Source organism: Streptomyces sp. RKAG337 (genome assembly GCF_023701715.1).
Taxonomy (GTDB): Bacteria; Actinomycetota; Actinomycetes; order Streptomycetales; family Streptomycetaceae; genus Actinacidiphila.
This window is the reverse complement of the sequence record NZ_JAJOZA010000001.1, coordinates 6,416,840-6,430,708: the sequence shown is the minus strand read 5'-3', so window position 1 is coordinate 6,430,708 and position 13,869 is coordinate 6,416,840. Positions and strand designations below refer to the sequence as shown.

The window sequence follows — 13,869 nt, the reverse complement described above, 5'->3', positions numbered from 1 at the left end:
ATCGGTAGCTGGCTTCGTCGGCGCCCCACCGCAGGTCAACCGTGCACTTGTGAAGCCTGGAACCAGAGCCTCCGGCCTCGCCCCGTCTTCGAGGGCGTCAGGCACGCCCTGGGCGTAGGTGGCGGGAAGCAGCCAGGCAGGAGGACAACCACGTCGCTTCCTCGCGATTGATGATCAGGCCGTCGGCCGTAATCATCCCGTCCATGATCTCGCCGACCCGTATCGAGTGATCGCCCACGCGAAACATCTGCCAATCCGCGTCGCTGTGCCAGAGCCGGGCGGTCTTCTCACCTCGACTCTGGGCGAAGACGAGCTCCTCGCCGTGCTCGTTCAGGAAATAGCCGACGTAGTCCTTGTCGGTGATGGCACCACCGCACAGGAGGGCCAGGAACGACTCGATCGCAGGAGGGGCGTCCTTCATGCTGCGGGCTCCTCGGTCGAGTCAGAGTTCTGCTGTGCCGACGAGAGCGCCAGCATCCGGGCCGCCGAATCCAGCAAGGTCTCGTACGTGATCACTTCTATGCGCGCCATATGCGAGTTGTAGGTGCGCAGAGTTTCCGCGACCTCCTGGGGGGTGACGTTCCCGCTCACGTACCGCGCGTGCCCGATCACCACCGTCGCCGAGGACCTGCGGGTGTCAACACCGTGATCCTCAAGGATGGACCGGCGGTTCTCGTCCATGGCGCGGAGGTAGTTCTGTGCCTGAGAGACCGCGCGATGAACCGGTGCACCCAACATGAAATGGCCGTCACGTCGGATGATCAGGTCCTTGATATTGGCACGCTTGAGTTCCACCACGTGCAAGGAACCGTCACCACGCAGCAGCGGAATGTCGAGGATCGTGTCCGAGGTGTACTGCCGGCGTGCCAATTCGGCCACATAGGCTCCGCCAAAGATCCATTCCTGGTTCTTCAGGCAGGCGTGGAGAGCACTCTCGGAGCTGTCCGGGTCCTCTGCAGCGGCACGCAGGGCAGCGAGGCCGGTTCGCCTGACCTTCAGTTCGAGCAGTTGGGCCAACAGATCTGCGTCAGCGTCGGCCAGGACGTCGCTCATCATCCGCGCGGCCTCGGCGGAGGCCGGCCCCGGAAGGTTTCGCAGAAGTATTTCCATGTGCCCGAACTGCTGCAGTCTTCTCACTTCCTTGACGGACAACTGGATTCCGCCCTCTCCAGCCCCGAGGCCCAGGTGATCACCGGACCGGGCGACACCGCGAAAGAGATCACGAGCGTCAGCAGCAGTGGCATCGGGGTTGTCTCGGCACAGGGCATCCAGGGCGGCGACCGCCCGGTCGGCACCCATGGCGACCATTCTCCGCATGCTCTCCTCACTGCGCTGCCGTGCCTCCTCGTCGTAGTAGTTCTCCAGAATTTCGAGGAACAGCTCGCCTCCGGCATAGGCGGCGAAGCGCTGAAAGCGCTGGGCGAGCCCGAAGTCCCCGTGCAAGACGGCCTCTTGCGCTACATCCTCCAAGGCATCCACGAGCGGTCGGCCCCTGCCGTACGTCCCGCCGAAGCCACCCATGATGCGCAGCACCGCGTCGATGCGCTCACGCACACGCGCGTCCTGGGTGAACTCCCGGGCCGCCTGGACCATTTTCCAAAGCGTGAAGCCGGATCGAAAGGTCGTCGCCATGCGGGCCACCCTAGGATCGGGCACTGACAACGGGCAGTCGAGAAGAGGCGGAGGATCAGGTGCCCAGAGGGCCGATCCGAGCGGATTGGGCCAAGTCCAACCCACACGTAGGCTCAGGGCACCGGGCGCGATGCAGCCGGCGGACGAGAGGGGCAGTGTGGATCATCTCTTCACCGTTGCCGGCCGAACGGCAGCACCTCCAGGAGTGGGTGATCGACCACCCACAGGTGCTCGGCGAGTCGGTGCTCGTGATCACCTCCGAGTTCGACCGCTGGGCCGACACGGACGGGGTGCCCCGGTTCGCCCATGACACGCTGGCCCAGGCCCACCGCGAATTCCTGAGGGGACGGGGGCAGACAGTCGAGCTCCACGCCTGCAGGAGGCGCCTCCTCGATCATGTGGACGGGGACTGGAGGAACGCTCGCGCGCCCGCAACGCCGTAGAACCGCGCGACCGCTAGATGGAGCAATGACACCGCCAAGCCGTTGACCTGGGACGCCGACGGGATACAGGGCACAACGTGGTGGGATGTCGACACCGACCTCGTCCCGGAGACTGTCGACCCTGATGCATGGGCGGCCTTGGCCGGCACCAGCCTGGCGGTCCTGGCCAAACAGCTCAGCGGCACCCGCAAGGACTGGACGAGTCTGCACACCTTGCTGGAAGCCATCCCACGCGGGCGGTGGACGACCTACGGGGACGTGGCGACCGTGATCGGCAGCCACGCCGTCCCGGTCGCAACCCACCTGGCCACGTGTCGCCAATGCCCCAACGCGTGGCGGGTCCTCACCGCAGCGGGGCACGTCAGCGCAGGCTTCCGGTGGACCGACTCGGCACACGCAGGCTCCCCCGCCAGCATCCTGGAGGCCGAGGGCATCCGCTTTGACGCGAGCGCCACCGCTCAGGAAGCGCGCCTGCCACTGAACGAACTCCGGCAACTACTCGAAGCCTGAATACGTCCCCGCCCCAAGTCCAGTCATGCAGGCCATGGGGCCCAGGTGGTGATGCGCGTTCATGTCGATGTGCACCGCGCAACACCTCCTGTTCCCGCCGTAACTGACGGCGGGCACCGACACGCCCCGTAACACCACTGGGCAGCCACGTGATTGTTCCGCTTCACGGCCTGGAGCGCTGACCGTAGACTCCTGCCTTCAGGGGGCATCATCGGGACTTGTGCGGCCAACGGGACGACGCGAACGTCCCTGGCAGCTCTTCACGTTGGCGGCAGAACGCCTGCCGGGAACGCCCACGCTCTGTTGGCCCAGAGGCGACGATCAGCGGGGACCAGCGTGACTATTCCGGACGGCTTCGGCGACAACGCAGATCGCGAACGGCTCAGGGCGATCCTCACCGGATGGCGGACTTCCCTGGTGGATCTGAGCGGACGCAACCGTCTGCTCAATTTCAGGCACACCAAGTCGGCGACTCTGGAGATCTCGTTACCGTCCGCACAGAAGCTCGTCGAAGGCCTGGACCGCGGCTGGGGCTTTGCGCCGCTCCCAGACGATGAGGCCGAGGCAGATGAGGCAGCGAACACCGCCGTCGCCGTACCCACCGTGAGAAGCGAGCACGGCGACGGCATTGTGACGCAGAAGACAACAGCGCCGGCCTTGCTGCGCGCTCTGAACAGTCTGCGCAGCAAGTCGACGCAGCTGTTCAACGACTACGGCCTGTGGACTCTCAACCTCGGTGTCGGCATGCTCCGCTGGCGCGAGGACGGTGCCGAGACGAGCAGCGACGCCCCACTGATCCTGCTGCCGGTCCTCATCGAGCGTACGAAGGACGGCCGGATCCGTCTCAGGGCCAACGACGACGAGGACCCACGGCTCAACCCGGCTCTGAAGGTGAAACTGGAGCAGCTTCACATCGACTGGGCGTCGGTCGTCGAGCAGGATCCCACGGATCTGCGTGCAGTGCTGTCGGCTGCGGCCCGTGCAGTCGCGGGCAAGACCGGGTGGCAGGTCTCCGACCGTGTGGTGGTCGCGCTCTTCGCTTCCCACAAGGAGTCGATGTACCAGGATCTGCTGGACAACGAGTCCCGGGTGCTGGACAGCGATCTCGTCAGGGCGATGGCGCTCGGCGCGGGTGCCGGCCTCGCGGACGACCATTTCTATTTCGAGGCGATCGATCTCGACCGGATCGACGAATTGAGCCCTCCCGAGGACTGCCCGCTGGTGCTGGACGCCGATGCGTCTCAGCGACAGGCCGTCGCCGCCGCAGTGGCAGGACAGTCGTTCGTGCTGGACGGTCCACCAGGCACCGGAAAGAGCCAGACGATCACCAACATGATCGCCGGGTTGATGCATGCGGGCCGCAGCGTGCTGTTCGTCAGTGAGAAGGCAGCGGCACTCGATGTCGTGCTCAACCGCCTGCGATCCGTCGGACTCGACTCGTACGCGCTCGCCCTGCACAGCCATAGCACCAGCCGCAAGGCGGTCGCCCACGAACTCGGCCGGGCCCTGGCGGAGGAACCGCGGGCGCCACAGCTGTCACAGCAGACCTTGGCGCAGGCTCGCGAGACGCGGCTGGCGCTCAGCGCCTACGCCGAGGCGATGAACGAGGTCCGTGAGCCACTTGGGCTGACTCTGCACGACGTGATCGGTCAGGTGGGGCAGCTGTCAGAAGCGCCGGTCGCGTATCTGACCGCAAGCGACGACACCGCTCCCCAGGAGCCGGCGGCTTTCCGGGCGGAGCACCTCAGCGGTTCGGATCTGCGCCGGATCATAGAGGCGACGAAGGGCATCTCCGACGCGTGGGAAGCAGTCGCAGATCCGTCGTTCCCCTGGCGGGACCTGCGGGCGGGCTTACCGCATCCCAAGCCCGTACTCGAGCAGGCCAAAGCAGCGCGCGATGGACTCGCCGTAGCCGTGGACCGGTACCCGGACCTCGCGGCCGATGGAGAACCCATCACCGACCAACCCGGCATCGACCGCCTGCTCGCGCTCCTGGCACTCCTCGACTCCCGCAGTCCGGTGCCGGAGCCCTGGCTGACGACCAGCAGCTTCGCAGACACTGTGGAGGACCGGGTCGATGTCTTCCTGACGGAGCTGCGCAGACTCCAACGCGCAACCGCCGCCGCCCGCGCGGCGGTCGGCGAACGCTGGCAGGAGGTACCCACCCGGCTGATGGCCGAGCCGGGCGCGGCCGAGCAGGTACTCCTGGCGCTCTCGCCACCCGGGCTCGAAACCATCGGTTTCACCGAGGTGCGTGCCCGCGAGCTGGCCGACGAGCTCGACGCAACGGCCGACGTGCTGGAGCGCACCCACCAGAGCCTCACCAACGCCGGCCGCACGGCAGGGCTCAACGCGCCGGAAAGCCTCGAGGCGGCCCGCCACGTGTGTGACGTGATCGGCCTGGCAGGCACCACCCACCGGCCGCCCGACCAGTGGCTGGCTCCCCAAGGCGCTGAACGGGCGGAACAGGCCGCGGTGTGCGTCATCGCCGACGCGCTGTGCGCGTTCTTCACCCGCCGGGATCAGGTGCGGTCGGCACAGTCGCTCGCGGCGTCCCAGGCAGGTCCGGGTTGGGCCGATCTGCGCGCGGAACTGAATGCTGGGAGACCGGCCAACGACCTGGCTCTCGACGAGTTGGAGCCGGTCGGCGTCGACATAGCTGCCCTCTCCCGCAGGCGGGCAGCGGAGCTGGCCGAATGCTTCGAAGCTCTGGCGGACACCCTGGAGGCAGCCGGGCGGCACGCCGACTCCGCAGCCGCACGGCTCGGCTACGGCTCCCCGAAGTCGACGATGGAAGCGGAGGACGTGGCCACGCTCATCGAGTCGGCCACCGCGTCCGACCGTGCCCTCAAAGACTGGCTCGACCCGCGTGTGCGGCCGCTGGCGCGGGCGGCGGTCGCTGACATCACCTTGGCCGCCGCCCAGTTGACGGCGGCCGAAGCGGCGGCGCGCAACATGTTCCTGCCCGAGGTCGTATCCGCACCCGGACTGCCCGAAGCCATCGGCCGTCTCGCGGAAGGCCGTCGGGGAATCGGCGGCATGCTCTCCAGCGGCGTCCGCGCCGACCGGAAACTGGTTGCCCAGCTCACCCACGCTGGCTCATGGCGCGGCGATGTGCACGACCAGCTGCCGCTCGCCCTCGCCTGGCGCACCGCATACCAAGATCTGCGCACGCTCACCGCGTCCGACGCGGAGCTGCTCGGCCGCTACGGACGGACGGAGCTGCCGGACATCCCCGCCCTGGGGAAGGCACTCGAACACGCCGAATCCGTCCACAGTCTCGCACCGCACACGGTCGCGGACCCTTACCGCAGAGGCCTCCTCGCCGCTCAGCTGGCTGACGGCGGTGAGCCGCACCGCGAACTCCTCGAGCAGGGAGCCGCCCTACGCGACGGACTCGCCGTGTGGCACCTGCACCTGGGCCGTCCGTATCTCTCGCCCTACGCGGCCGAGCTGACGAAGAGACCGCTCGCCGACGTCGCCCGCTGGCTGCGCGCCCATCTCGCTCCACTCAGCCAAGCAATCGCCCTGCTGGACACCGTGACCTCGGTGGGCCACCGCGACGACAGCCGGGGTTCCGAGCACACCCTCGCTTCCGCGCGGACCGCGATCACCGTTGCCCACGCGGCTCAGCGGGAATCGGCCGCCTTCGGCGCCCGGGCGACGACCGACCGGGCACTTCTCGGTCCCTGGTACCGAGGGCAGGACACCGAAGCGACAGATCTGAGTGAGACCGCTCCCCACGGTGTCACGGGCTATGAGGCCACCGGGGATCTCCTACGCCGCGCCCTCGATGCGACCCGTCGACAGACCGGCCCACACGCGAGCGACCTCGAGCGCGACCTGCTGGGCCGGTACGCCGCGGGCGGCCGTCCCGCCACCGACGCCGTTCGCGGCGCGCTGGAGGCCGCGCACCTGGTCGCACGTCTGGCACCGGACACCATCGCCGACCCCGCGCGCCGGGCTCAGCTCGCCGACGTACTGGCCGACGGCCGGCCCGAACCACACGGACTCCTCCGGCAGACGGAGAAGATCCGTGTCGAACTGGACCGCTGGCACGCGTATGCCCGGCAACCCCACCTCGCAGTGGTCGGCTCCGCACTCGTCGCCCACCCGCTGGACAAGGCGGCGGACTGGCTGCGTGCGCATGTGGAGCCCTTCCACGATGCGGCCGACCTCGTTCGCTCGGTCGCCCGCGTCATGAACGACAGTGCCGGGCTGACGCTCTCCCGTGCCCGGGAGACGGTGACCGCCGTCGTCTCCGCGCGAGCAGCCGAGGCACGGTTCGCCGAGAACGACTCCGCCTACCGTGAACTTCTCGGAGTGCTCTACCAAGGCCCCACAACCAACCGCGACGAGGTCCTGGACGGCGTGGACTGGGCCCAGAAGGTGCGCCGAACCGCACACGCCGGCCACTCCGCGCCCTTGTCGGAAGCAGCCGCGCGCACACTGCTGACCACACCCCCCAACCTCTCCGTCTCGACGCGTGACGAGGACTGGCGCCGCCAACGCAATGCCCTCGCTGGACACTTCGAGCCCGTACGAGCGGAGGAGCTACGGCGTGAACTCGGCCAGTCCCTGCCTGCGGCAGAGTCCGTCCTGGCCCGCCTGGACCGCGACCCGTTCGGCCCCGATGCGTGGACAAAATGCGCCGGCGCGCTGACGCTCCTGCGCGGCTATCACCTCGAAGGACTGCCCGGCCAGCTCGCCCAGCGCGAAGTATCGGCCGATGACTTCCCGGCGGCGATGGAACGCTCAGTGCTCACCGCCTGGGTCGAGCACCAGCTCACCGTCGACGCCCGCCTGAAGCCCATGCAGGCAGCAGAGCGCGACGAGCTGGTGCAGCGGTTCCGGTCAGCGGACCGCGATCTGGTGGCGGCGGCCCACGCAGACGTCATCGCCGCGTGCAACGCCCGCCGCCCCCGCCGCACAACCGTGGGCCAGGCAGCGGTGATCCGCCGTGAGGCGGAGAAGCAGCGCCGCCACATGCCGGTGCGACACCTGCTGGGCCAGACCGGCGACGTCGTCCGCGTGATCAAGCCCTGCTTCATGATGAGTCCGCTCACGGTCAGCCAATTCCTGCCGCCGGACTTCAAGTTCGACGTCGTGATCTTCGACGAGGCCTCTCAGGTACTTCCGCAGGACGCTGTGAACTCCGTCTACCGCGGCAAATCGCTCATCGTGGCGGGCGACCAGAAACAACTGCCGCCCACCTCGTTCTTCAACGCGGGCGGAGCCGGGGATGATGACGACGAGTGGGACGGCAACGACGACGCCGCCTTCGAGTCCATTCTCGACATGTGCAAGGCCAGTGGCGTGCTCACCGGCCTGCCCCTTCGCTGGCACTACCGAAGCCGTCACGAGAACCTGATCGCCTTCAGCAACCACGAGTTCTACGAGCCCAGGATGATCACGTTCCCAGGCGCGCTGGAGCATGGACCGGACATCGGCGTTGAGTTCTTCAAAGCGGACGGGGTCTACGACCGTGGCGGCCAGAGCAACAACCCCGGCGAGGCCGCCAAGGTGGCGCAGCGCGTCATCCACCACTTCGACACCCGCCCCGGACTCACACTCGGCGTGGTCGCTTTGTCAAAGGCGCAGGCCGAGGCGATCGAGGAAGCCGTCCAGAAGGCCAGGGCGGCCCGCCCGGACCTCGACCATTTCTTCACCGAGGGCCGACTCGACGGCTTCTTCGTCAAGAACCTCGAAACCGTCCAGGGGGACGAGCGCGACGTCATCATTCTCTCCATCGGCTACGGCCGGGACCAGAACGGCAAACTGCTCTCGATCTTCGGGCCCATCAACAAGGAGGGCGGCTGGCGACGCCTCAACGTCGCGGTGACCCGCTCTCGACGCCGCATGGAGGTCGTCGCCTCCTTCCACGGAGGCGAACTGCCCGACAGCACCAACAAGAGCGTGCAGCACCTGAAGCGCTATTTGCAGTACGCGCAGCACGGCCCGGCGATCCTCCAGACGGAGGCCGCCGCCGATCCCGAGGCGGCGCCGGAGAGCCCCTTCGAGGAGGAGGTTCTGGATGTGCTGCGGGGCTGGGGTTACTCGGTCCAGCCGCAAGTGGGCGTCGCCGGCTTCCGCATAGATATGGCCGTACGTCACCCGGCCGCGACCGGCACGTACGCCCTCGGCATCGAATGCGACGGCGCCATGTACCACTCCTCGCGTGCGGCCCGCGACCGCGACCGGCTGCGTGAGGCGGTTCTCACGGACCTCGGCTGGAAACTGCACCGGATCTGGGGCACGGACTGGTACCGCAACCGACGGGACGCGGTAGCGCGGCTGCAGGCAGCGGTGGAGGCGGCTTGCGAGGTGGATCCGCACGCGCGGCAGGACCCCATCCCCTCAAGAGAGGGTGGCCGTGATCCGGTGGTGGACACCGACAAGGGCATCGTGGGCGTGAGTGCCCAGGCAGCGACCACGGGACAGACCGCCGGTGCCTCGGACCCAAAGGTGCGGTTCGTCTCGGTTGACGACGGGCCGGTGACGTGGAGCCGCCCGTACCAAGAGGTGGACGTGAAACTGCTGGTGGCGGTACGGAACGGGTCGGCCAGACAGGAGGGCCGGCCGGGAATCGAGCTTCAGGATCCCGATGCTGCCGGTGTGGTGGCGGAAGTCGCTCTGTTCGTCATCGAGGTCGAAGGACCGGTCGAGCAGGAAGTGATCTTCAAGCGTGTCCGTGAAGCGTGGGGCCTCGGCCGCTCGGGTCAGGTCGTACGAGACCGCATCGGACGCGCCCTGCAGCGCCTGGTCAGGCAGGGAAAGGTTGTGCGGCAGGGGACGGCCTACGACCGTCCCGGCCGCGACGTGGAGTTCGCGCGGACGCCGACTCCGCAATGCGAGCGGAAAGTCGTCGAGGTCCCTGCATCGGAGCGGCAGTTCGTGCTCCGGAACGTGGTCGAGGAGGGGCCCGGTGTGCACCGTGAGGACCTGCTGCGGGAAACGGCTCGCTTCTTCGGGTGGGCGCGGCTCGGGTCCGACATCAGAGACGCGCTGACGGAGGACATCGAGGAGTTGACCTCCGGGGGGTACCTGGTCATGACGGAGAGCGGACTGATGCCTGTGGAGGGTGCTTGAGCCACGGCAGAGGGCCCCTCATCCCCCTGCTGCATCCGTCGTAGGGCTGTCGATCACGTCAGGTCCATGCCATAGACGTCGCTCTTAGTTCGCGCGAGCGGAGTACGGCGGCATGGCCGCTCGGATCGATCTTGGTCAGCCCAGGAAGGACAGCCGCACCTGGCGCCGGGGGTTGTCCACGTTCGTGTCCGCGAAACTCCGTTGAGGCAACCTGTCAGTGCAGTCGCTCCTCACTCGGTTGACCAACGCAATCCTCACACGTGATCCCTGCCGTCGAGAACTCCGCCACATAAGGGCGCGTCCCTGACGGGGCCCAGAGGTGCGCCTCCAGCGCGGACGTGCGAGAGAGGCCCTGCGGACATTGAGGGTCAGGTGCCCCAGGAGGTGAGGGTCTTCATGGTGACGTAGCTGGTCACGGTGACGACGCCGGGCAGACCGGCGAGCCGGTTGGCGTGGACGTCCTCATAGGCAGTGAGGTCGGCGGCCTCGGCCTGGAGCAGGTAATCGAAGTTGCCAGTGATGTAGTGAGTGAAGGCCGCCTGCGGTAGCTGGATCACAGCGCGTTCTAAAGCGGTGACGTCGGCGCGGGCGTGGCGCAGGAGGCGGACGCCGACGAGGACGCGCCGGCCTCGGTCGAGTGCGGCGGGGCGATGTCGGCGCGATAGCCGCAATTGACTCCGCTTGCCTCGAGTCGGTTCACACGTCGCACGCACGGCGAGGGTGAGGGCCCGACCTGGGCGGCGAGGTCGGCGTTGCTGATCCGCCCGTTCTTCACCAGCACGGCCAGGAGGCCCCGGTCCGGGGCTCCGACAAGCACAACGCCGTTGCCCCTCCATCATCGCTAAGGAACGGCCAGAGGGAGGTTCGCCCATGCGTGGTGTTCTGAGTGAGGTTGAACAACCTGACAGTTGCAGCGCTGTCGCCTTGAGTAATCGACGCGAAGGATATTCCCACCAACTCAACGAGCCGCCTCCGGCGCCGTTTCCAGGGTACTGGGACCCGGCGAGCCCGATTGCGTAGCGTTACGGTTCGCTCTGATATTAGACCGCCCAGCTAGTCGATTCGCTATCGAACTCTTTCCGGCACCCAGCGCATTCTCGAAGTTGTCAGCAACATCCGGAAACCTCAATGAGTCGATCTCATGGACTGGCAGCGCCGAGGCCTCACCTGAGGAATCCACGGAGAAAATCCGAAGGGCCCCGCAGCCGCAAGGTTTTCTGCCGCATTGAGACCAGTTCCACAGTTGCGGACGAGGACCGGCGTGTCTCCGGCCTCCACCTAGTACGTGTGGAGGTCGCCGACGCGCAACGAAACCGAAGGACGGCCGCCAGCAAAGTCGGAGGAAAATCTGCGGACTATTCTTTCCAGGGTTTCGTCGGGAGAAATAAGATACTTGATGTTGGCGTTGATTACGTTTATTTCCCTGCATATTCCAAAGCAACCACAGAACGGGCCGCGCGAGACAGCTTAGATCATTGCTCGTCCAAGCGATGGGGGTGCAAAGGATCCACTGAGCATACGAAAATCCTCAGCTGCCCCGCCCTCCCGACAATCAACTCTGTCGACCTAGAGGCATGATGCCTTCCGATAAGATCTATATCTTCCGTTGGGACCCAGCTCCGATTACCACGATCCCACTCCTTGCTGTCCATGGAAAGCAGGAGATCCATTGGCGCCCCACAATCGCAGTTCAGTTCGACTGGACCAGTGAGATGCCACGAGGGAAATCCAGCAACCTTCCAACCCGGTGCAATTGACAAGTCGAGCTGGTAGGGAACTGCTTCGAGCCGCTCCTGAAGAGATACCGGCAGCACCTCAATATCCGGGAACTCTGCGACACGCTCCGGATGCAGCACGCAGGACTGCGGAAAGTATCCGTCCGAACCCACCACTTCAGGCTCCTCTCGGCGCGACGGTTGACCGGCCACGTCTTCGGAGCGACGCCATTTCAAGCGAACGTCCAAGCCGTTGTCAGCACCGTGCGCATCGAAAGGACACCAGAGAATCTGTAGTAGATCCATGCCATCGGGAACAGGCATGTCCGGAACATCCCGCTTATAGATCTGCGCCACGGCAAGAAGCGGAATCGGCTCATTGTCCCTACGTTCAGAACCGATAGTGACCCGTTTCTCCAGCACCTCCAATGCTTGGAGTTCATCTCCCGTCGGCCCGCGCCGTGCACCAGGCTCCGGAGTTCGATCCCAAGAATCCGCCAAGATGCGCCGCCGAGCACGGATATTATCCGGTACCTCTCCTCTGTTACGTCGATGCGGCTCAGTGCATACAAGCCACGGTTCATCCAATGGCCAGAGCAGTGGGCCCCCAACTGAGCTCTCGAGAGAACTCGGCTCTCCAGGTCTAGGATGCAAACGAGTGGTCATGCCGCCAAAAGGAGCGATAGCAGGGAATACGCGAACAACGTCAAGCGGTCTGGCCGGCGTAGTTCGAGTCACTTATTTCCTCCAAGGGATCCATCAAGATGCGCGCGCAAGTCAGGATACGGCGCAGCCGCCCTCGTTTAAACGAGGGCGGCCACAACCCGTCAAAAGTGAAACGCGCCTGACAGCACTCTTGCCGACGGGTTGTCCAAGAATCCAGAAAGATTAAATCTTCTGTTTCCTACAGCTGAGAAATCAAGTCGAATCGGTGCCGAAGGCGGACGGCGGTGACTTGAGCGGTGCCGGTCGGGGTTTGGAGGACGTCGCCGGGGTGGAGGTCCTTGGCGTCGGTGAAGGCGGCCTGGGTTTTGTCGTAGAAGGGGTGGTGGAAGGTGGTCGTGAGGTGAGCGATCGGCTGGGTACCCACCTGGGCGGCCACGGGTGCGGTCGCTGACAGGTCGTGCTTGTCGGTGGCCGTGTGGGTTGCGCTGAAGGTGGTGAAGAGGGCTGCGGAGGCGGCGTTGGCCATCAGGACTCGGGTGTTGCCGGTGAAGCTGTGGGTGGGGCATCCGCCGGTCTCGGAACGTGATCCTGCGGCGTCGGTTTCGGCCTTGCTCGCGGCCTGTTCGGTCGCGTCGCTGGCAGCGGTTTCCTCAGCCTCGGTCGCACCCTTCCCGAAGAGTCCGCCGACGGCCCTCATCGCCTTGGGGGCCACCTTGCTCAGCTTCCCGCCGACGGAGCCAAGCGCCCGCCCAGTGCTCCGGCGATCGCACCGGTGACCGCGGATCCCGCGAACGCCCCGACGCTGCAGGCGGCGCCGCCGGCCTCGGCGCACTTGAAGCCCTGTTCGACCAGCGAGCCCGCAGCGCCTGCGATCGCCGCGCAGCCGATCGAACCGACGCCCACGGTCAGAGCTTCACAGCCGGCGAAGACCGCGGTGGACACGACGAAGGAAGTGATCGCCGCCGCCGGGTTGAACGGACCGTGCGGACGAGTGCTGATCCTCCGCACTTCTCTGGTGCAGTTGCACCGTACCAGCCCAGGAACTCCGCAAACTCGGGCCGCCTTGGCGCGGGCCAAACGCGTGAGGAGCGCGCAGAAACCCCGCCAAGGTTACTTGGCGGGGTTTCGACTTTCATCAGTCTGTCGAGATCACCGTTCGTTCAAGCCGGCTCGCAGATAGGAGATCAGATCACCGGCAGACACCTCGACCCAGGTGGCCTCGGGCGCACCCACGCGCATGACCTCATAACGCTCCCCATCCAGCTCCTCTACCAGGACCTGACGGCTTGCTCCGTCCAACGGGTCCACCCGGAGGCGGACGGCACCGTGCGTGACCGTGGGAAAGAAACCCCGGAGCCTCTCATCCGCATGGATGCGGCGCAGAAGGTTCCATTGCCCCCTGTAGAAGTCGGACGACAGGAGGTCGGACCACTGCAGAGAGGTTGGCTCTCCGCTTTCAAGTGCCCTAGTGAATTCATCGAGCCTTACGAACTCGAATCTCGTCTCGAACTCGTCGATCGCCATACCTTCCCGCCACGCGGCGACCGCCTCCACGAGCAATCCAAGATCGTCCGTCGAGCCGATCGCCCAGGTGAATCCCGGAATATGGATGCCTGCCAGGAACAGACGCTCCTCGGCCGCAAGATCGATCGACACGACACCCCGTGCCGTCTCGATCCTCACGACGTCGGACACCGAATACACTGGCCCGATGTCGCATCCGCGCAGCCTCGCAGCCTCTTGCATGGCCGCTCCGAGGCCACCCAGAGCAGCCACGTCCGGGTAAAATTCCTTCCGAAGGATACCCATATTCC

General features: G+C 66.2%; 10 protein-coding genes. 2 read left to right on the top strand and 8 right to left on the bottom strand.

Features of this window, described 5'->3' with window-relative positions; genetic code table 11:
* Positions 1-97: 97 nt before the first annotated feature.
* Both LNW73_RS28545 and LNW73_RS28540 read right to left on the bottom strand, forming a co-directional pair.
* Positions 98-421, bottom strand: coding sequence for a hypothetical protein (locus LNW73_RS28545; RefSeq protein ID WP_250974846.1), 324 nt, complete (start codon positions 419-421; stop codon positions 98-100).
* Complete coding sequence (locus LNW73_RS28540) at positions 418-1,632, bottom strand: Shedu anti-phage system protein SduA domain-containing protein (protein ID WP_250991849.1); 1,215 nt, start codon at positions 1,630-1,632, stop codon at positions 418-420. Before LNW73_RS28540 ends, LNW73_RS28545 begins: the two co-directional genes overlap by 4 nt.
* 485 nt (positions 1,633-2,117) lie before the next feature.
* On the opposite strand from LNW73_RS28540, the gene LNW73_RS28535 reads away from it, so the two are divergent.
* Together LNW73_RS28535 and LNW73_RS28530 are read left to right on the top strand one after the other, a co-directional pair.
* On the top strand, positions 2,118-2,585 hold the full coding sequence (locus tag LNW73_RS28535) for an MGMT family protein (RefSeq protein ID WP_250991848.1): 468 nt from the start codon (positions 2,118-2,120) through the stop codon (positions 2,583-2,585).
* A 336-nt stretch (positions 2,586-2,921) separates the two neighbouring features.
* Positions 2,922-9,674, top strand: coding sequence for a DUF3320 domain-containing protein (locus LNW73_RS28530; RefSeq protein ID WP_250991847.1), 6,753 nt, complete (start codon positions 2,922-2,924; stop codon positions 9,672-9,674).
* 368 nt (positions 9,675-10,042) lie between these two features.
* Here the strand turns inward: LNW73_RS28530 and LNW73_RS28525 are convergent, their stop codons facing one another.
* From LNW73_RS28525 to LNW73_RS28500, 6 genes are all read right to left on the bottom strand, one after another.
* Positions 10,043-10,231: an Lrp/AsnC ligand binding domain-containing protein gene (locus tag LNW73_RS28525; RefSeq protein ID WP_250991846.1), complete on the bottom strand. Its 189-nt coding sequence runs from the start codon at positions 10,229-10,231 to the stop codon at positions 10,043-10,045.
* 8 nt (positions 10,232-10,239) lie between these two features.
* Entirely contained in the window at positions 10,240-10,449 is a 210-nt protein-coding gene (locus LNW73_RS28520) for an Lrp/AsnC family transcriptional regulator (RefSeq protein WP_250993068.1), read from the bottom strand.
* 697 nt (positions 10,450-11,146) lie between these two features.
* The gene (locus tag LNW73_RS28515; RefSeq protein WP_308407740.1) at positions 11,147-11,818 is read right to left on the bottom strand and encodes a hypothetical protein; all 672 of its coding nucleotides are present in this window, start codon (positions 11,816-11,818) and stop codon (positions 11,147-11,149) included.
* A gap of 475 nt (positions 11,819-12,293) precedes the next feature.
* Positions 12,294-12,752, bottom strand: coding sequence for a hypothetical protein (locus tag LNW73_RS28510; RefSeq protein ID WP_250991844.1), 459 nt, complete (start codon positions 12,750-12,752; stop codon positions 12,294-12,296).
* A gap of 20 nt (positions 12,753-12,772) precedes the next feature.
* The gene (locus tag LNW73_RS28505) at positions 12,773-12,997 is read right to left on the bottom strand and encodes a hypothetical protein (protein WP_250991843.1); all 225 of its coding nucleotides are present in this window, start codon (positions 12,995-12,997) and stop codon (positions 12,773-12,775) included.
* A 207-nt stretch (positions 12,998-13,204) separates the two neighbouring features.
* Complete coding sequence (locus LNW73_RS28500; RefSeq protein WP_250991842.1) at positions 13,205-13,864, bottom strand: hypothetical protein; 660 nt, start codon at positions 13,862-13,864, stop codon at positions 13,205-13,207.
* Positions 13,865-13,869: the final 5 nt, after the last annotated feature.